This is a genomic window from Pseudomonas sp. Pseusp49, from assembly GCF_059491875.1.
The window spans coordinates 4,462,961-4,482,672 of sequence record NZ_CP168514.1 but is presented as its reverse complement, the minus strand read 5'-3'; the positions used below and the strand labels follow the sequence as shown (position 1 = coordinate 4,482,672).

Sequence of the window (19,712 nt, the reverse complement as noted above, 5' to 3'; positions counted from 1 at the left end):
TGCCGTGAAACCAGCGTCATCGTCAGCTTTTTCTGGAGTTTCACCCGATCTGGACGTCGTAGCGAGCGCTGTAACCACAAAAACAACAAACACCAGCATAGGAACAATCGTATGTCAGGTTCCCCAGTGTCTGCGCGCGCCGCCGAGGCGAGTGGCGGATTGGCCATCGAAGGCCACTCCATCGATTACATTCCGGAAAACGAACGTCACGCCAAACTCAGCAGCCAGGGGCCGTTCTGGTTCCTGGGCAACTTCCACTTCTTCACCATCTCCATCGGTTTTGTCGGCCCGAGCCTCGGATTGTCCGCGCTGTGGACCATGCTCGCCGGTGCCCTGGGCATCATGTTCGGCACCATTTTCATGGCGTTCCACGGCTCCCAGGGGCCGGAAATGGGCCTGCCGCAGATGATCCAGTCCCGCGCCCAGTTCGGTTATCGCGGGGTGATCCTGGCGTTGATGGCGACCATGTTCGTGTTCGTCGGATTCAACGTGGTGAACATCTCGCTGATCATGAACGGCCTGGAACATGTGTTCGGCATCGACCCGACCATCGTCGCCGTTACCGTGGTGCTGATCGGTGCGCTGTTGTCGATCTACGGCCACGACCTGATGCACAAGGCGTTCAAGTGGGCCTTGCTGGCGACCTTGCCGCTGTACGCCCTGGTGACCATCGCCCTGATGTTCGGTGCGGGTCAGGAAGGTGTCACGCCGGCGACCGATCTGGGCTTCAACTGGGTGGCCTTCGCCACGCTGTTCGCCATCGGTGCCAGCTACAACATTTCCTATGCGCCCTACGTGTCCGACTATTCCCGTTACCTGCCGAAAAACACCAGCAGGGTGAAACTGATCGCGGCGGTGTTCATCGGTGCCTCGTTGTCCGGCAGCTGGATGATCGGCCTCGGCGCCTGGCTGGCGCAGCAGTTGAAAGCAGCGGATGCACTGGTGGCGTTGAATCAGGTCGGTTCTTCCATGGTGCCGGGGTTGGGCAATCTGCTGGTGATCGTCTCGGTGGCGGGCTTCCTGCCGATCATTGCACTCAACACCTACAGCGCCATGCTGACGCTGCTTACCGGTGTCGACTCGATCAAAAAAATCACCCCGACACCCCGCGCCCGCGTGCTGTCGATCAGTGTGATCAGCGTGATTCTGTTGACCTGCGTGCTGTCGATCAAAGGGGACGGCATCGCGCTGTTGAACACCTTCCTGGTGCTGTTGCTGTACTTCCTCGTGCCGTGGACCGCCGTCAACCTGGTGGACTACTTCTTCGTGCGCAAGGGCCGCTATGCGATCCCGCATTTCTTCACGCCGAAGGGCATCTACGGCGCCTGGCAATTTCGCGGGATCGTTTCGTACCTGATCGGCTTCGCCGCGATGGTGCCGTTCTTCTACATCTTCGATGCCGCCGCCGGCAAAGAGGTGTTTGTCGGGCCGCTGGCGCGGGTGCTGGAAGGCGTGGACATCGCCTGGCTGGTGGGCCTGGTGGTCTCGGGGCTGACCTATTACCTGCTCAGCCGCTCGATTGACCTGGCCGCCGAACGCCGGGTGATCGACGCCCTGAGCGAGAGCGACATCGTCGCCATGACCCATTCATCTGCGGAGGCAGGGCGTTGAGCAGCGTAAAAAATACCGTGGTCGCCTGCTGCCAACTGGCACCGAAAGTAGGTGACCTGGGCTACAACCGCACGCTCACCGAGCGCGCGATTCGCCAGGCGGCGCACCAGGGCGCGCAAGTCGTCGTGCTGCCCGAACTGGTGCAGAGCGGCTATGTGTTTGCCGACCGCGACGAAGCGCTGAGCCTGGCGGAAACCCTTGACGGTCCGACCTTGCAGTTGTGGCAGGCCCTGGCCCGTGAGCTGAACCTGGTGATCGTCGGCGGCTTCTGCGAACGCCTGCCCGGCGATGAGCTGGCCAACAGTGCGGCGATGATCGACGCCAATGGCCTGCGCGCGGTGTACCGCAAGGCGCACCTGTGGGATGCCGAAAAGGACATCTTCACCGCCGGCGATGCGCCGCCGCCGGTGGTCGAAACGCTGCATGGACGGCTCGGCATGCTGATCTGCTACGACCTGGAATTCCCCGAATGGGTGCGCCTGCCGGCGCTGGCCGGCGCCGATCTGTTGTGCGCGCCGGTCAACTGGCCCGACGGTCCGCGGCCGCAAACCGAGCGCCCGGCGGAAGTCCTGCGGGTGCAGGCCAATGCCTCGGTGAACCGCCTGTTCATTGCCGCGTGCGATCGCTATGGCCATGAGCGCGGGGTCGGCTGGGTGCAAGGGTCGGTCATCGTCGATGCCGACGGTTACCCCTTGGCCGGTCCGGCGGAGCAGGGCGGCGAGCAGATCCTGCTGGCGACGCTGAACCTCACCGAAGCGCGCAACAAGCGCATCAGTGCCCGCAACGACCTGCATCAGGACCGCCGGCCACAGCTGTACGGGTTGCACAGCACTTTGTAACCGATGATGTCATTGCGTGCTGGACGCCCGTCAGGGGCCTATGGCATCGTCGAAACGAAAGGCCATGCAGTGAACGGGATCGCAATGATGGGGGCGGGAAATAAAGTCGACGGTGACGCAACGATGGTCACGCTCAAGGCGTTCAATCATTGCGTACTGCACCTTGGCCGGCTGGCGCGGGAGAGCGGGGCGTCGCGATTCATCGCCGATGGGCTGCAGGCATTCGGTCAACTGGTGCCCTTCGCCTCTGCCTGGTGGGGCGAAATGTCTGCGCCAGGTCATGATGTGCCCATGCAAAGCTGGATGCATGGCAGCATCAATCTTCCTGAATCCTTTGCCGCCGAATGGCATCCGGTGGCGGCCAACGATCAGTTTTCCTACGCCACGCTCAATCGTCCCGGTGAAGTGGTGCGCGACAAGGGTTTCACCGACCCTTGCGAGGCAGTCAATGATTTCGCCCGGCGCTTCGATCTCTATCACTTGATGAGCATCACCTACGAATTGCCCGAAAGCGGCCTGATGTTTTTCGTCTGCCTCTACCGGGGTGAGGATGAACAGGCGTTCGAGGAGAACGAAGCCGAGCTGTTTTTGGCGTTCTGCGATCACCTGTTCCAGCTGTGGCGGTTTCAAGTGCAGGACATGATTCGCTTCGACAGCGAAAACGGCGCGAGTGATTTTGGCATCGCGCGCATGGACGGCAGTCTGCTCTATGTAGGGGCCAGGTTGTGCGTTGCCATCCAGCGCGAACTGCCCGGCTGGAGCGGTTCCACGCTGCCACCCGAGGTGATCGCGCAACTGTCCAGAGCCCCCTGCGTGATCCGTCTGGGCCGCTGCGCCCTGACCCTGAGCCCCAACGCCGAACACGTCATCCTGTCCCTCGAAGCCCCCTCGGGCGGGGACGGTCTGGCACCTCGGGAGCGCACGGCGGCGATGCTGTTCGCCGCTGGCCACTCCTACAAGGAAATCGCCAGAATGCTCGCCTTGAGCCCGTCTACCGTGCGGACCTACCTGCGCAATTGCTACTTGCAGCTCGGTGTGAAAAGCAAGGTGGAGCTGGGCTCTGTCCTGCGTTCGCCGGGTGCGCTGACGGAGTCCGTGCGCCGGGATTAATCCCTGCCGTTTCAATTATTTGCCTGACCCCTCCTCATTTGCAGAGGTCCATTCGAACGCTGCGCCCTATAGGGTAGGCCCTGTCTATGCAAGGGCTTGTGCAGCCGTTCGGGCCGCTTCAAAACAATAAGAACAGGGGTGAGGCATTTGATACTTTCCAGGCTTTTTGTCGCCATTGCGGCGACCACGACATTTTCCGGCATGGCGTTGGCGGCGACACCCGCCGACACGGTCATGCGCAATGGCTACGTCTACACGGTCGATGGCCAGAGTTCCGTGCAGCAGGCCATCGCCATTTCGGGCGGCAAGATCGTCTACGTCGGCAGCGATGCCGGGGTCGACGGCTACATCGGCAAGCAGACACAACTGATCGACCTGGCCGGGCGCATGCTGATGCCGGGCTTCGTCGATGCGCACATGCACCCGGGGGATGGCGGTCGCGCCATGACGCTGTGCGACCTGAAATACCAGACCATGACCCGCGCGCAGTTTCAGGCAAGCATCCAGGCCTGCCTCGATGCCGAGAAGGACAAGGGCCCAGACGTGTGGCTGGAAGTCGGCAGCTGGGACCGCATGGGCATGACCGGGCTTGACGGCGACGCCGACAAATCGACCCTGGACGCGCTCAAGACCCAGCGTCCGATCCAGGTGCGCTCCACCGATTTTCACACCGTGCTGACCAACTCTCGCGGCCTGGAACTGGCCGGGATCAACAAGAGCACCGCCGACCCCGAAGACGGCAAATACCGACGTGACAGCGCCGGCAACCCGAACGGCATCTGCGAGGACGGCGCCGCCGAGTCTCTGGCCGCCGTGGTGCCGCCCGCCACCGACGCGGAAAAACTCAACCAGACCCGTGCGGCCCTCGACGCCATGCGCCAGCAGGGCATCACCAGCTTCTTCGATGCCCTGTCGGGGCCGGAAAGCGGCAAGGCCTTCACCACTCTGCAAAAGTCCGGCGAACTGACCGCCCGGGCCTTGCTGGCGATCAAGCTGGACCCGGCCGCCGCGGCCGCCGACCCGGTGAAAACCATCGCCGAGGCCAAGGCCCTGGCCAACACCTACGACCAGGGCGAAGTGCGTGTCGCGCCGGGCGTGAGCATGCGCCACGTCAAACTGTTCATGGACGGCATCATCAATGCCCCGGCGGACACCGGCGCCATGTTGACCCCGTACCTGCACAACAGCGGCACCGACAAGGCGCCGAAGTGGACGCCGGGCAAGAACCTGGGCGAGCTGTACTTCCCGCCGCAGGTGCTCAATCCGTTGGTGCTGCAAGCGGTCAAGGCCGGTCTCGATCCGCACCTGCACGCCACCGGCGAGCGCGCGGTGCGCGATGCACTGGACAGCGTCGCCTATGTGCGCAAAGAACTGCCCGGTGCGGATTTCCGCCCGGCCATCGCGCACGCCGAGTCGGTCGATCCTGCCGACTATTCACGCTTCAAGGCGCTGGATGTCACCGCGACCATGTCGTTCCAGTGGGCGCAGCAGGCGCCGTCCACGGTCGACGGCACCAGCGATCACCTCGGCGCCGAGCGTTTCGAGCGCATGGAGCCCTCGGGCAGCATCGCCCATGCCGGCGGCCGTGTGGCGTTTGGCAGCGACTGGCCGGTCGATCCCCTCGATGAGTTCCTGGCGCTGAAAGTCGGTGTCACCCGCTCCGGCGACCCCACCAATCCGCACAGCTATGGACCCAAATATGCCGGGCGGCTCAACAGTGATCCGGCCATGTCGCGAGCCGAAGTACTGCGCAGCATCACCCTGAATGCCGCCCAACAGCTGAAGCTGGAGGCGGTGCTGGGCTCGGTCGAAGTCGGCAAGTTCGCTGACCTGATCGTGCTCGACAAGAACTTCATGCAGGTGCCCGAGGAGGAACTGGGTCGCAATGACGTGCTGCTGACGCTGGTCGGCGGCAAGGTCGTGTGGGCCAAGGCGCCGTTCCTGGGGCTTGCGCCGCACGTGGTTTCCCAGGCTGTTACTTCCCGATCCGCCCAATAAAAACTAGAGAGCGTTCCGATGCGATTGATTCCAAACCTGTTGGCCGCCGCACTGGCCTTGTCGTCGGTGCAGGCGATGGCCGCCGCTGACCTGGTGTTGTTCAACGGCAAGGTCTTTACCGCCGAACCCGGCCAGGCGCTGGTGCAGGCTGTTGCGGTGCAAGACGGCAAGATTCTGAAAGTCGGCAGCGATGCCGAAATCAATGCCCTGGCCGATGCCGGGACCCAACGCATCGACCTGGCGGGCAAGGTGTTGATGCCAGGCATGATCGACACCCACAGCCACCCGGTGGTGGGGGCGTTCGACAGCATGAAGGCCAACCTGCTGGACGAAGTCAAACCGCTGCCGGAACTTGAGCAGTGGTTGATTGAAGAGGACAAGGCCGGGCGCGCCCGGGCTGGCGATGTGATCAGCGTCGCCGGGGTCAGTTCGGCCTATTGGGAAAAAAGCCGTGAACTGGGCAAGGTGTTCAATCAGGGGCGCTGGGCCGATCAGCCTGTCGTATTCAGCGGCATCGACGGCCACACCGGTTGGGCCAACAACGCGATGCTCAAGCGTCTGAACATCGACGCGGCACTGGTCAAGAGCCTGCCGGAGAAAGAGCGCGGTTACGTCGGCCATGAAGCGGACTTCACGCCGAATGGCTACTTTGCCGAATCACGCTGGGACGTGGTGCGCAGCGCAATTCCCGCGCCCAGCCAGGAGACCATGCTCAAGGCCGCGAAAGAGGCGGTGCGGGTCAACAACCAGTTCGGCATCACTGCGTGGATGGACGCCGCGGCGAACGGCGGCAGTGAAGACTCACTGTTCGATTTCCATGCCACCGCCGAAAGCATCGGCGTCCTGCCGTTGTACAAGGCGCTGGCGCAGAACGGCGAACTCAGCGCCCACGTCGCCGCGTTGATGGTCACCAACCCGAAGAGCAAACCGGCCGACCTGGAAGTGATCGCCACGGTGATGAAGCAGTTCGAGGGTGTGCCCAACCTGACGTTCCCCGGCATCAAGGTCTTTGTCGACGGCATCCTCGAGTTCCCGGGGCAAACCGCAGCGGTCATCGTGCCGTACAAGAACAGCCACAAGGACGGACAACTGCTGACCGACCCGGCGCACTTCGGTGAACTGGTGGTGGCGGCGGAAAAACGTGGCTGGATCGTGCACATGCACGCCGTCGGCGACCGCGCGGTGCGTGAAGCACTCAATGGCGTGGCCTATGCGCGCAAGCTCAGCCCGAACCCGGTGCCGCACAGCATCGCGCACCTGCAACTGGTCAATCCCAAGGAGTTTCCGCGCTTCAAGCAGCTCGGCGTGATCGCCTCGATGCAACTGCTATGGGCCACCGGTGAGTCCTACACCGTCGAACTGGTCAAGCCCTACATCAGTGCCTTTGCCTACGGTTACCAGTATCCCGCGCGGTCCCTGCATGACGCCGGTGCAACGATTGCCGGTGGCAGTGACTGGCCGGTGTCGAGCGCCAATCCATTCAACGCCATTGCCCAGGCCAGCACGCGCAAGGGGCCGTTGGGCGTACTCAATGCCAAGGAAAGCATCGACCGCCAGAGCATGTTCTATGCCTACACCCTCAACGCGGCGAAAACCCTGCGCCTGGACAAGCAGATCGGTTCGCTGGCACCGGGCAAGCAGGCTGACCTGATCATCCTCGACCGCGACGTGTTCAAGGTCAGCGATGACGACCTGTTCGAAACCAAAGTCCTGAACACCTTCTTCGCCGGCAAGCAGGTCTACGCCCCCGCGTCCTGACCTGCGAACACCCGACACACGCAAAAACCGCCAGCCCCTCGCAGCGCGAGGGGCCTGGTATCGCCATGCCTGAAATTCCCCGTACGCCATAACAACAAGAGAACTGTATGAACGCACTTTCAGCATTGACCCTCGCCACACTGGCATTGGCCCCCCTGAGCAGCCAGGCCCTGGCCCTCAACGACGACTTCAGCCTTGACATGACCCTGGGCGTCGTCAGCGACTACCGTTCCCGTGGCATCTCGCAAACCCTGGGGGATCCGGCCGTGCAGGGCGGGGCAACGCTGCTGCACAGCAGTGGCCTGTACATCGGCGCCTGGACCTCCAACGTGGATTTCGGTGGCGGCTTCGATACCCGGCAGGAGCTTGAGTACTACGCGGGTTATTTCTGGCAGGCGACCGAGGCCATCAGCCTGGACCTGGGCTACATCAAGTACGACTACCCGAAAAACTCCGAATTCAACCTCAGTGAGATGTACGCCATTGTCGATGTGTATGGCGTCAAGCTCGGTGCCTATTACTCAAAGGACACGCCGAATTTCTTCGGCGAGGACCAGGACACCCTTTACACCTACCTGGGCTACAAAATCGATCTGCCGGCTGAAGTCGGCCTGGACCTGCGCTTTGGACGCAACGATGTGAAAGACCCCGCGTTCTGGTCCGCCAGTGGCGATAACCGCGAGTCTTACTACGAGTGGGAGGCCAAGCTGACACGCGACTTCGTCGGCGTGACCTGGGGCCTGAGCTACGTCGACACGGACTTGTCGAAAAGCGAGTGCAGCAGTTGGTATGGCTATGATGACCTGTGCTCGGCCACGGTCGTTGCCAGCGCCACCAAGACCTTTTAAGTACACCCCCGACAACAAAAACAGTTCCTCAAAGGAAACACCGTCATGAGTGCGCAACGCAGTCCCCTGATCGAGACCCGCTCGATCGATTTCATTCCCGAGGCCGAGCGTCACGGCAGCCTCTACAGCCAGTTCACCCTGTGGCTTGGCGCCAACCTGCAAATCACCGCCATCGTCACCGGTGCCCTCGCCGTGGTACTGGGCGGCGATGTGTTCTGGTCGCTGATCGGCTTGCTGATCGGGCAAGTGCTCGGCGGCGCCGTGGTGGCGCTGCACGCGGCGCAAGGGCCGAAGCTCGGGCTGCCGCAGATGATCTCCAGCCGCGTGCAGTTCGGGGTGTATGGCGCGGCGATCCCGATTGTCCTGGTGTGCCTGATGTACCTCGGTTTCAGCGCCACCGGCGCGGTGCTGTCGGGGCAGGCGATTGCGCAGTTGATCAGTGTCAGCGACAGCGCCGGCATCCTGATTTTCGCGTCGTGCATCGCGTTCCTGACGATCTTCGGCTATCGGGTGATTCACTTGGTCGGGCGGGTGGCCAGCGTGCTGGGCATCATCGCCTTCGCCTACCTGTTCACCCGGTTGATGACCCTCAACGACATCGGCCTGCTGCTCGACAACCGTCATTTCAGCTGGAGCACGTTCCTGCTGGCGGTGTCGCTCTCGGCGTCCTGGCAGATCGCTTTCGGCCCTTATGTGGCGGACTACTCGCGCTACCTGCCGAGCAAGACGTCGTCGTGGAAAACCTTCGCCGCTGTCGGTCTCGGCACAGTGCTGGGGGCCCAGGCTTCGATGGTGCTCGGGGTGTTCGCCGCCGCACTGGCCGGGGCGAATTTCCGTGGGCACGAAGTGGCGACCATTGTCGGCCTGGGCAGTAGCGGGGTGATCGCCTCCTTGCTGTACCTGAGCATTGTCTTCGGCAAGGTCACGGTGTCCACCCTCAACGCCTACGGCAGTTTCATGTGCATCGCCACCATCATCAGTGGCTTTCGCCGCCGCCTGGAAATCAGCGCCCGCCAGCGCATGCTGTTTGTGCTGCTGATCGTCGCGGCGTCCACCGCGCTGGCGTTGGCGGGGCAGTACTCGTTCCTCAACGCGTTCAAGTACTTCATCCTGTTCTTGCTGACGTTCTTCATCCCGTGGAGCGCGATCAACCTGGTGGACTACTACTTCATCAACAAGGAACGCTACGACATCCCGGCGCTGTCCGACCCGACAGGCCGCTACGGTCGCTGGAACGTGCTGGGGATCAGCGTCTATGTGATCGGCGTGTTGATCCAGCTGCCCTTTGTCGACACCCATTTCTACTCCGGGCCGATGGTTGCGCAACTGGCCGGCGTGGACATTTCGTGGATCGTCGGGTTGTTGGTACCTGGGGTGATCTATTACGCGCTGGCCAGGCCTTCGATGGGTGCTGTGGTGGCTGAGCGGGGTTAACCCCCGCATTTGTGGCGAGGGAGCTTTTGTGGTGAAGGGGCTTTTGTGGCGAGGGGGCTTGCCCCCGTTGGGGCGCGAAGCGGCCCTAAAAGATAGGCCTGCTGCGCAGTCCAACGGGGCGGTGCGGCGATCCGACAAGCCCCCTCGCCACAGGGTTCAGCGTTGATTAGCGCTGGGGAAGTTTCCAGCGCTCACGCAACTGCTCGTACTGCGCTTGCGGCAATTGCACCAGCACCGGGGATTTGCCAGGGTCCAGCCAATCGAACAGCCGCGCAATATCCGCCGGGTCCATGGCCGTACAGCCACGGGTCGGCGCCGTGGGGCCGCGCCAGATGTGGAAGAAAATGCACGAGCCGGCAGCGGGAGAGGCCGGGGTGTTGTGCTGGATGAAAATGCCCTGGCGGTACAACTCATCCGGGCGGCGCATCCGTTCGGAGCTGCTCCAGTCCTTTTCGACGACCGTGCCGTCGACCAGTTCGTTGTAGCGAGTCGATTGGCTGTCATCCACGCATTCGATGGTCGGTGTCAGCGACAGATAGGGCAGGCGGGTATCGGCCGAAGGCGCGTAGCCAAACGCCGTGCCCAGCTTGAACATGCCAGCTGGCGCCTTTCCATCGCCTTCCTGCTTGACCGGTCCTTCAGGTGGCCCGCTGTCGAGCAGCCCCTTGCCCCAGCCCATGCCATTCTTGCCGAGCACCACCGCAAAGGGTGCTTCGAATTTTTCAAAGGTCTTGCCACGCCGTTCATAACGCTGGGCAGTGGCTTGAATGTCATCCCAGTTCTTGCTGGTGACCACGATCAACTGGTCGCTGCCGTCGAGTCCCTGGGCCATGGCGGCCAGCGGAAAAAACGCCATCAACAGGGCCTTGAGCAGAAGGTTCATGGCGCCAACGGCGTGATGGGGAAGTCCATGACGTCCGGCTTCGGTGGATTGCCGCTGTACGTGAAGTGCCACCACTCGGCCGAATACCCCACAAAGCCTTCCTTGGCCATGGCATCGGTCAGTCGCTGGCGATTGGCCTTGGCCGTGGCGTTGATCAGCGCCGAGTCGGTGTGCGCGCGCTCATCGAAGCAGTCGAAACCGGTGCCCATGTCGAGCGCGCCGTCGCGCCAGCGCTCGCCATAAGGCGCCGTGCAATCCACCGGTTTAACCGAAGGTGTCCAGGTGTCGTCGGGGAGGGCGTCGGGGCCGGTCATCGTCAGGTCGACGGTGTTGCCCCGGGAGTGATTGGACACCCGGGCCACATACCCCAGGCGCCAGAAGTCCTGCTTGTCGACCCGTGGATAGAACTCGGTCTTGAGCGGGTCGCCGGGTTCGCTGGCGAAGCGGCCCATGTCCGCCACCGCGCGGGTCGGGCGATAGCAGTCGAATACCTTCAGCCCGTAGCCTTCGGCTTTCAGTGCGCTTTGCACTCGGGCCAACGCCTTCGCCGCGTCCTGCGACAGCAGGCACTCCGCCGCCTGGTAGCCGTCGAGCGGGTGCCCGGTGAAGTTGTGCGCGCTGGCGTAACGGATGTCCTGCACGATGCCCGGGTCGACGCTGCGCACATACAGCATGTGCCCGGGTTTCGGTTCGTCGGCCATGCACGGCGTGGCAAGGCTCAGGCACAGCAACAACAGACAGGGTGAACGCGGCATCGGGAACGGCTCCATGCATGACCAGTCACTCCATCATGGCTGGAAACCGCCGGCACCTCCATGAAGTTGTTGATCGGCGTGATAGGACGAACGCACCAGCGGACCGGACGCGACGTTCTTGAAGCCCATGCGCGTGCCTTCCTCGGCGAACCAGGCAAAGGTGTCCGGGTGCACGAAGCGCTGCACCGGCAGGTGACTGCGCGAGGGCTGCAAGTACTGGCCGAGGGTCAGCATGTCGATGTCGTGCTCACGCATGCGCTGCATGACCTCGATCACTTCCTCGTCGGTTTCGCCCAGGCCCAGCATCAGCCCGGATTTGGTCGGTACGTGGGGCACGGCGAGCTTGAACTTCTGCAGCAGGTCCAGCGACCACTCGAAGTCCGAGCCGGGGCGCGCGGCCTTGTACAGGCGCGGTACGGTTTCCAGGTTGTGGTTGAACACATCCGGCGGCTCAGTGGCGGTGATCGCCAGGGCCACGTCCATGCGTCCGCGATAATCCGGCACCAGGGTCTCCAGTTGTACGCCGGGGGACAGCTTGCGGATCTCGCGCAGGCAATCGACAAAGTGTTGGGCGCCGCCATCGCGCAAATCGTCGCGATCCACCGAGGTGATCACCACGTACTTCAGGCGCAGTTCGGCGATGGCCACGGCCAGGTTCATCGGCTCGTTGATGTCCAGCGGCTTCGGCCGGCCATGGCCGACGTCACAGAACGGGCAACGCCGGGTGCAGATGTCGCCCATGATCATGAAGGTCGCGGTGCCACCGGAAAAACACTCGCCGAGGTTCGGGCACGAGGCTTCTTCGCAGACACTGTGCAGCTTGTGCTTGCGCAGCAGTTGCTTGATCCGCTCGACCTCGGGAGAGATCGGCATGCGCACGCGAATCCAGTCGGGTTTGCGCGGGAATTCATCCGTGGGAATGATCTTTACCGGAATACGCGCGACCTTGTCCGCGCCGCGCAGTTTGGTGCCGACCTCCACCTTGGCCGGGTGGTTGCCGGTCGATTCGACAATGGCGTTCATGGTGTTTTCCTTGTGCATCAGCCGCGAATCCTGTGGGAGCGGGCTTGCTCGCGAAGGCGGCGTGCCAGTCAATATTGATGTCGACTGACACGGCCCCTTCGCGAGCAAGCCCGCTCCCACAAGGGGTTTTGTTGTGTGTGCTTAGTCGCGGTAGACCGGGAAGTCCGCGCACAGGGCCGCCGCCTGGCGGGCGACATTGGCTTCGATGTCGGCATCGCCCAGGTGATCGAGGATGTCGCAGATCCACCCGGCCAGGGCGATGCTTTGCGCTTCCTTGAAGCCACGGCTGGTGATCGCCGGCGTACCGATGCGCAGGCCAGAGGTCACGAACGGCGATTGCGGATCGTTGGGCACGGCGTTCTTGTTCACGGTGATGCCGGCACGCCCGAGGGCGGCGTCGGCGTCCTTGCCGGTCAGGCCCTGGCGGATCAGGCTGACCAGGAACAGGTGGTTGTCGGTACCGCCGGAGACCACGTCATAACCGCGCTCGATAAACACCTGCGCCATGGCCTGGGCGTTGCGGATCACCTGCGCCTGATAAGTCTTGAATGCTGGCTCCAGCGCTTCCTTGAAGCACACGGCCTTGGCGGCGATCACGTGCATCAGCGGACCACCCTGACCGCCGGGGAACACGGCGGCGTTGAGCTTCTTCTCCAGCTCCGGGTTGGCCTTGGCCAGAATCAGACCGCCACGGGGGCCGCGCAGGGTCTTGTGCGTGGTGGTGGTGACCACGTCGGCGTAGGGCAGGGGATTGGGGTACAGACCCGTGGCCACCAGGCCGGCGACGTGGGCCATGTCGACGAAGAAGTAGGCGCCGACCTTGTCCGCGATCTGACGGAAGCGCGGGAAGTCCAGGGTCTTCGAATAGGCCGAGAAGCCGGCGATGATCATCTTCGGCTGGTGCTCGATCGCCAGGCGCTCGACTTCGTCGTAATCGATCAGGCCGGTGGTGGTGTCGATGCCGTACTGCACGGCGTTGTACAGCTTGCCGGAAAAACTCACCTTGGCGCCGTGGGTCAGGTGGCCGCCGTGGGCCAGGCTCATGCCGAGGACGGTGTCGCCCGCTTGCAGCAACGCCAGATAAACCGCGGCGTTGGCCTGGCTGCCGGAGTGCGGCTGGACGTTGGCATAGTCGGCGCCGAACAGTTGTCTGGCACGGTCGATGGCCAGTTGCTCGACCACATCGACGTGCTCGCAGCCGCCGTAGTAACGCTTGCCCGGATACCCTTCGGCGTACTTGTTGGTCAGGCCGCTGCCCTGGGCCTGCATGACCCGCTGGCTGGTGTAGTTCTCCGAGGCGATCAGTTCGATATGGTGTTCCTGCCGCGCATCCTCGGCATTCATCGCCGCCAGCAGTTCGTCGTCGTAGCCTTTGATCTGGTCGTGTTTGCTGAACATGATGTGGTCCTTTTTCCGGATTCGTGGGGGCTTCAAACGTCGGCGTGTTCGGCGGTCAGGCGTGCATAGGCGTCTTGATCGAGCAAGTCGCTCAACGCCTCGACATCGACCGGTTTGAAGCGAAAGAACCAGCCTTCGCCCAACGGGTCTTCGTTGACCCGTTCCGGGCTGCTCTCCAGCGTGTCGTTGACCTCGACCACCTCACCGTCCAGCGGCATGCCGATGCTGCTGGCGGCTTTCACCGACTCCAGCACCGACACTTCAGCGCCGGCACCGAAGGCGCCCAATTCAGGCACCTGAACGAACACCACATCCCCCAGCGCCTGCTGGGCAAATGCCGTGATGCCGACGGTGACCAGGCCATTGCTCTCAAGGCGCAACCATTCGTGATCGACGGTAAAACGCAATTGGCTCATATCAACTCCTTATTGTTTTAAGGCTCGTGGCGGGGCGACGAGCGGGGTTTGAGGAGTGATAGCAAGGGTGGTGCCAAGGTTTTTAATTTGTTTTAAATCAATGGCTTGAAGTGATTTTTCAAGGCGCGGAAGATTTCGTCCGTATTGAAATCAATACGGGCCAACCGGACGGTGGACGCGGACGCCGTGATTGCGGTGCGAAGGGTTTTGTCTTGATTTCGCTACACTGTATCGATTTGCAGACATGGACGTCGCGCATCGCGTAGGAGCTGCCGAAGGCTGCGATCTTTTGATCTTGATTTTCAGCGATCTTGAACGGATCAAGATCAAAAGATCGCAGCCTTCGGCAGCTCCTACAGAGAGCCGTGCAGCGGCTTCAGGGTTTGTTGGGAATTCCGTATTTGCGCAGGCGAATCGCAATGGCGCTATGGGACGTCTGCAACCGCGCAGCGAGCAACCGGCTGGACGGATAACTGCGATAAAGCTGTTCCAGCAGTTTCTTTTCAAAGTCACCAACAGCCTCTTCCAGGCTGCCGACTTCACCGTCGTTTTGCCGCTCGACGGCGGTGCGGGCGATGTCGAGGTCGTCGATGTCCACCAAAGGATTTTCGCAGATCGCCGCCGCGCGAAAGATCACGTTTTGCAGTTGTCGCACGTTGCCCGGCCAGCGGTTGCCGAGCAGGGCGCCGAAGGTGCTCGGTGCCAGGCGACAGGCCGGCCGCTGGATCTGCGCGCAGGCCTGTTGCATGAAGTGATTGGCCATCAGCAGGATGTCGTGACCGCGCTCGCGCAGCGGCGGCACTTGCAGGTTGAGCACGTTGAGGCGGTAGAACAGGTCTTCGCGGAAACGTCCTTCGGCGACCATTTTTTCCAGATCGCGGTGGGTCGCGCTGAGCACCCGCACATTGACCCGTACTTCCTTGTCGCCACCGACCCGACGGAAGCAGCCATCGCTCAAGAAACGCAGCAACTTGGCTTGCAGATAGGGCGACATTTCCCCGACTTCATCGAGAAACACCGTGCCCTGGTCCGCCAGTTCCAGCAGGCCGAGCTTGCCGCCCCGTTGCGCGCCGGTGAAGGCGCCGGGGGCGTAGCCGAACAGCTCGCTTTCAGCGAGGCTCTCCGGCAGTGCCGCGCAGTTCAGGGCCAGGAAGGGCGCGTCGTGGCGTGGGCTGATGGCATGGCAGGCACGGGCCACCAGCTCCTTGCCGGTGCCGGTTTCACCCTGGATCAACAGTGGCGCATCCAATGCTGCGACCCGTTGCGCGCGGGCCTTGAGCGCGCGGATCGGCGGCGATTCGCCGAGCAGCGCATCGAAGCCTTCGGCATGGTCGTGATGCAACGCCGACAGGCGTTCGCCGATGCGATTGGGTTGATACAGGGTGAGCAGGGCGCCGGCGTCGGTGATCGGCATCGCGTCGAGGAGCAAGGTCTGCCCGCCGAGACTGACCTCGTGCATCGGCAGGCGGAAATGATGGGCGATCAGGGTGCGCTGCAAGTCGGCATCGTCGAACAGGGCGGTCAGCGACTCACCGGCCGGTTCGCGGCCGCACAGGGCGATCAGCGCCGGGTTGGCCAGCAGCACATGACCACGGTCATCCACCGCTAGCACTGGGTCGGAACTGGCAGCCAGCAAGGCGTCCAGTTGCAGGCGCCGGCGTTGCCCCGGAAGGATGTCGACCATGGTCACGGCCTGCACGCCGCGCACATCGAAAAGGGCTTCGCGCAGCTCTTCGAGCACCTCGGCGCCGAGGGTCGGCGCATCGATGTAGACGTTCGGCGGGACCATCTCCACGGCGTCCAGGTTGAAACTGCGTCCACCGAGCAGCGCCAGCACTTCCTGGGTGATTCCGACGCGGTCGATGAAGGTGACGTGGATGCGCATGACGGGCCTGCAAGGTTGTCGAACTAAAATCAGTATGCCCGGCAAAATTTCAATTTGGCGAGTGGCATGTCACGGCTTGGCGGTTTTACGGGCGCTGGCGGCCAGGTCCTCGAGGAACGCCTGGAGGATGGGCGGCGGTGCCGTACCGCGCCGGGTGATCACATCGAAGGGTGACTTCAGGCGCAGGCTCGCGGCTGCCAGTTGATGCATCTCGCCGCTCTTGACCCACTGGCTGGCGAAGTGCTCGGGCAGGAAGCCGACATAGGCGCCGGAGATGATCAGGATGGCCGAAGCCTCGATGTTGTCGACGGTGGCCGCCGCCTTGCTCACGCCCAGGTGCTCGAGGTCGTATTGCTGCATGTAGCCACGCACGACGATGCGCCCGGCGGCGACTTCTTCGAGCAGTTCCGCACCTTCAGCCTGGCTGCCAAACAGCGGGTGGCGCCGCCCGCAATACAAGCCCAGGGCTTCCTGGTACAGCGGCGATTGCAGCAGCCCCGGCACATGGATCGGGAAGTGCCCGATGGCGAGATGAAGTCGACCGTCGAGTACCCGCTCTTCGAGTTCCGCCGGGGTGCCGACATACACGTTCAAGTGCACGTCATGGCCCCGTGAGACGAAGCGCTGGGTGGTGCGCGGGATCGGCGAGTCGGGGTCGGTGATCGTGGTGTCGATGATCCCCAGGTTGAGCTTGCCGCTGATGTGCTGCTTGAGCACGTCGGCGTCCATGCAGAAGTTTTCCACCGCCGACAGCAGGCGCTGGGTGGCTTCATGAATCGCCACGCCCTGTTCGGTCAGGCGAAAGCCGCTGCGCCCGCGCTGGCAGAGTTTGACCCCCAGGCGGGTTTCCAGGTGGGTCATCTGCTCGCTGATGGTCGACTGCCCGGCATTCAGCGCCGCCTGCGCGGCCGAGAAGCCGCCGCAGCGGACAATCGTGGCAAACACCCTGAGCAGTTTCAGGTCGACATCGTGCAGCTGGATCATCTTGGACCTCCGGCCTGGGGACGCATCGGGAATGCCGATATGAGTATCTGATGTTTAGCATTTTTTCCACGAAAACCTGCGCCCATAGTCTTTCCAACGGCGGTCGCCTTGCAGTCCGCCAGGCCGATAACAAGAAGTGGAGAGGCTAGAAATGTCGAACAACGGTTATGAATCCGGTCGCCTGAACCTGCCATTCGTGGGTCATTGCACCTTTGGCAAATCCCCGGTGTGCACCGATTGGGATGCACTGGATGCCGACGTCGCGGTGCTGGGCGTGCCCAACGACATGGGCACCCAGTGGCGCTCCGGCGCACGCTTCGGACCCCGCGGGATTCGTGAAGCATCGACGCTGTTTTCCTTCGGCCACGCCGGTGCCTACGATCACGAAGATGACGTGATGTACCTCACCGCATCGGATGTGCGCATGGTCGACGTCGGGGATGCCGACATCGTCCACACCGACATGGCCACCAGCAACAAGAACACCGAATACGCCGTGCGCAAGATCCTCGATGCCGGCGTGATGCCGGTGGTGCTCGGCGGCGATCACTCGGTGCACGCGCCGGTGATCAAGGCCTTCGAAGGCCGCGGCCCGATCCACATCATCCACTTCGATGCGCACCTGGATTTCGTCGACGAGCGTCACGGTGTGCGCTACGGCCACGGCAACCCGCTGCGCCGCGCTTCGGAAATGAACCACATCGTCGGCATGACCCAGATGGGCATCCGCAACGTGTCGTCGTCCAACCGCGACGATTACGAAGCGGCCCATGAAGCCGGCTCGAAAATCCTTTCGGTGCGTGATGTGCGTCGCCTTGGTGTCGAGGGTGTGCTGGCGCTGATCCCGCAGAACATCAACTACTACATCACCATCGACATCGACGGTTTCGATCCGTCCATCGCCCCCGGCACCGGCACCCCGAGCCACGGTGGCTTCCTCTACTACGAAGTGCTGGAAATCATCCAGGCCCTGGCCAAGCGCAGCAAGGGCAACATCGTCGGCATGGACCTGGTGGAAGTGGCGCCGGTGTACGACCCGACCGGCATGACCTCGATCCTCGCCGCGCAACTGCTGCTCAACAGCATCGGTTTCATCTTCCACGAGCGCGGCAAGGTGCGTGCAGCCGCCGAGAGCGAAACCAGTCCAGCCTGATATCGAAACCACACAGCTCAGAAGCCAGAGCCCCGGCAGTGCCTGACTGCCGGGCAGAGAGAATAAAAATGGACACGATCGTCAAGAGTTACCTGCAGAAATTCGGCGTCAGCGAAGCCACCCAGACCTTCCTCAGCAAGGTCCAGAAAATGTTCATCGGCGGCGCCTGGGTCGAAGCCAGCGACGGCCAGACCTCCGATGTCATCGAACCTTCGACCGAAGGCCTGATCACCCGCATTCCCATGGGCACCACCGATGACCTGGACCGCGCCGTGCAAGCCGCCCGCGCCCAGTTCGACGGCGGCGCCTGGCGCCAGGCCAAACCGGCCGAGCGCGAGCGCATGATGCAGCGCCTGGCCGACCTGATCGAGCAGAACGCCGCTGAACTGGCAGAAATCGAATCCATCGACATGGGCAAATCCGTGGCCTTCGCCAAGGACGTGGACATCCAGGGCACTGTCGATACCCTGCGTTACTTCGCCGGTTGGGCCACCAAGCTGCACGGCCGCACCGTCGAACCTTCGCTGCCGGGCAATTACCTGGCCTATACCCGCAAGGAAGCGGTCGGCGTGGTCGGTGCCATCGTGCCGTGGAACTTCCCGTTGCAGACCATGGCCTGGAAGCTCGGCGCGGCCCTGGCGACCGGTTGCACAGTGGTAGTCAAACCCGCCGAACTGACCTCGTTGTCGGCCCTGCGTTTCGCTGAACTGGTGCAGGAAGCGGGCATCCCCGACGGCGTGATCAACATCGTCACCGGGCGCGGCAGTGTGGTCGGTGCGGCCATGGCCACCCACCCCGGCATCGACAAACTGACCTTCACCGGCTCGACCCCGGTCGGCCAGACTGTCGGCCGTGCAGCGCTGGATGACATGAAGCGCCTGACCCTCGAACTCGGTGGTAAATCACCGGTCATCGTCTGCGCCGACGCCGACATCCCGGCCGCCGCCCAAGCGGTCGCCAACGGCGTGTTTTTCAACTCCGGGCAGGTATGCGACGCCGGTACACGGGCCTATATTCATAGCAGCGTCTACGACCAATTCCTGGGTGAACTGATCGCCTATACACGCACCCTGAAAATGGCCCCGGGCCTGGACCCGGACTGCTTCATCGGCCCACTGGTTTCGGCCCTGCAAAAGCAGCGCGTGACCGAGTACATCGAGACCGGCAAGGCCGAAGGCGCGAAACTGGTCTACGGCGGACAAGCGGTCGATGGCCCTGGCTTCTTCGTCGAGCCGACCATCTTCGCCCATTGCCGCAACGACATGCGCATTGTCCAGGAAGAGATCTTCGGGCCGGTGCTGGTCACCGCACCCTTCGACGATGAAGAAGAGGCCCTGGCCCTGGCCAACGACTCGCCTTACGGCCTGGCTGCCGCACTGTATTCCAACGACCTTGGCAAAGTGCACAGCCTGATTCCGCGCCTCAAGGCCGGCTCGGTCTACGTCAACGCCCACGGCACCCTCGATCCGTCGATGCCGTTCGGTGGCTACAAGCAGTCCGGGTTCGGCAAGGACCTGGGCGCCGAGCAGCTCGATTACCTGCTCGAAACCAAGGCAGTCTGGATCACGCTCCCCTGAGTCAAGGCTGACTCAATCCCTGTAGGAGCTGCCGCAGGCT

At 62.8% G+C, this 19,712-nt stretch carries 16 protein-coding genes; 9 read left to right on the top strand and 7 right to left on the bottom strand.

Going from position 1 to position 19,712, the window contains the following annotated elements:
* Window positions 1-111: 111 nt before the first annotated feature.
* The 7 genes from ACEN83_RS20030 to ACEN83_RS20000 all read left to right on the top strand — a co-directional run bounded on the left by ACEN83_RS20030 (window position 112) and on the right by ACEN83_RS20000 (window position 9,598).
* Window positions 112-1,611, top strand: coding sequence for a purine-cytosine permease family protein (locus ACEN83_RS20030; protein ID WP_495578205.1), 1,500 nt, complete (start codon window positions 112-114; stop codon window positions 1,609-1,611).
* Window positions 1,608-2,450: a nitrilase family protein gene (locus ACEN83_RS20025; RefSeq protein ID WP_495578204.1), complete on the top strand. Its 843-nt coding sequence runs from the start codon at window positions 1,608-1,610 to the stop codon at window positions 2,448-2,450. Before ACEN83_RS20030 ends, ACEN83_RS20025 begins: the two co-directional genes overlap by 4 nt.
* A gap of 87 nt (window positions 2,451-2,537) precedes the next feature.
* Window positions 2,538-3,560 carry a helix-turn-helix transcriptional regulator gene (locus ACEN83_RS20020; RefSeq protein ID WP_116581379.1) on the top strand — a complete coding sequence of 341 codons (1,023 nt, stop codon included), beginning with the start codon at window positions 2,538-2,540 and terminating at the stop codon, window positions 3,558-3,560.
* Window positions 3,561-3,761: 201 nt separating this feature from the next.
* The gene (locus ACEN83_RS20015) at window positions 3,762-5,558 is read left to right on the top strand and encodes an amidohydrolase (protein ID WP_495580895.1); all 1,797 of its coding nucleotides are present in this window, start codon (window positions 3,762-3,764) and stop codon (window positions 5,556-5,558) included.
* Between the two features lie 18 nt (window positions 5,559-5,576).
* Complete coding sequence (locus tag ACEN83_RS20010) at window positions 5,577-7,316, top strand: amidohydrolase (RefSeq protein WP_495578203.1); 1,740 nt, start codon at window positions 5,577-5,579, stop codon at window positions 7,314-7,316.
* Window positions 7,317-7,423: 107 nt separating this feature from the next.
* A complete protein-coding gene (locus tag ACEN83_RS20005) occupies window positions 7,424-8,164 on the top strand; it encodes a TorF family putative porin (protein ID WP_495578202.1) in 741 nt (246 codons plus the stop codon).
* Window positions 8,165-8,209: 45 nt separating this feature from the next.
* On the top strand, window positions 8,210-9,598 hold the full coding sequence (locus ACEN83_RS20000) for a purine-cytosine permease family protein (RefSeq protein WP_495578201.1): 1,389 nt from the start codon (window positions 8,210-8,212) through the stop codon (window positions 9,596-9,598).
* Between the two features lie 166 nt (window positions 9,599-9,764).
* On the opposite strand, the gene ACEN83_RS19995 is transcribed toward ACEN83_RS20000, so the two are convergent.
* The 7 genes from ACEN83_RS19995 to ACEN83_RS19965 all read right to left on the bottom strand — a co-directional run bounded on the left by ACEN83_RS19995 (window position 9,765) and on the right by ACEN83_RS19965 (window position 16,942).
* Window positions 9,765-10,481 (bottom strand): L,D-transpeptidase family protein, encoded by a 717-nt coding sequence (locus ACEN83_RS19995; RefSeq protein ID WP_495578200.1) that lies wholly within the window; start codon window positions 10,479-10,481, stop codon window positions 9,765-9,767.
* On the bottom strand, window positions 10,478-11,236 hold the full coding sequence (locus ACEN83_RS19990; protein WP_495578199.1) for a M15 family metallopeptidase: 759 nt from the start codon (window positions 11,234-11,236) through the stop codon (window positions 10,478-10,480). The genes ACEN83_RS19995 and ACEN83_RS19990 overlap by 4 nt, the downstream gene beginning before the upstream one ends.
* Before the next feature lie 33 nt (window positions 11,237-11,269).
* Window positions 11,270-12,259: a lipoyl synthase gene (lipA, locus tag ACEN83_RS19985; RefSeq protein WP_495580894.1), complete on the bottom strand. Its 990-nt coding sequence runs from the start codon at window positions 12,257-12,259 to the stop codon at window positions 11,270-11,272.
* Between the two features lie 141 nt (window positions 12,260-12,400).
* Window positions 12,401-13,657 (bottom strand): serine hydroxymethyltransferase, encoded by a 1,257-nt coding sequence (glyA, locus tag ACEN83_RS19980; protein WP_102699168.1) that lies wholly within the window; start codon window positions 13,655-13,657, stop codon window positions 12,401-12,403.
* 32 nt (window positions 13,658-13,689) lie between these two features.
* Window positions 13,690-14,073, bottom strand: coding sequence for a glycine cleavage system protein GcvH (gene gcvH / locus ACEN83_RS19975; protein WP_495578198.1), 384 nt, complete (start codon window positions 14,071-14,073; stop codon window positions 13,690-13,692).
* Between the two features lie 376 nt (window positions 14,074-14,449).
* The gene (gene gcsR, locus ACEN83_RS19970) at window positions 14,450-15,958 is read right to left on the bottom strand and encodes a transcriptional regulator GcsR (protein ID WP_495578197.1); all 1,509 of its coding nucleotides are present in this window, start codon (window positions 15,956-15,958) and stop codon (window positions 14,450-14,452) included.
* 69 nt (window positions 15,959-16,027) lie between these two features.
* Window positions 16,028-16,942: a LysR family transcriptional regulator gene (locus tag ACEN83_RS19965; protein ID WP_015094432.1), complete on the bottom strand. Its 915-nt coding sequence runs from the start codon at window positions 16,940-16,942 to the stop codon at window positions 16,028-16,030.
* A gap of 151 nt (window positions 16,943-17,093) precedes the next feature.
* Between ACEN83_RS19965 and speB the strand changes: the two genes are divergently transcribed.
* Window positions 17,094-18,095 (top strand): agmatinase, encoded by a 1,002-nt coding sequence (speB, locus tag ACEN83_RS19960; protein WP_008055762.1) that lies wholly within the window; start codon window positions 17,094-17,096, stop codon window positions 18,093-18,095.
* A 68-nt stretch (window positions 18,096-18,163) separates the two neighbouring features.
* A complete protein-coding gene (locus ACEN83_RS19955; RefSeq protein ID WP_495578196.1) occupies window positions 18,164-19,672 on the top strand; it encodes an aldehyde dehydrogenase family protein in 1,509 nt (502 codons plus the stop codon).
* The last annotated feature ends 40 nt before the right edge of the window (window positions 19,673-19,712 follow it).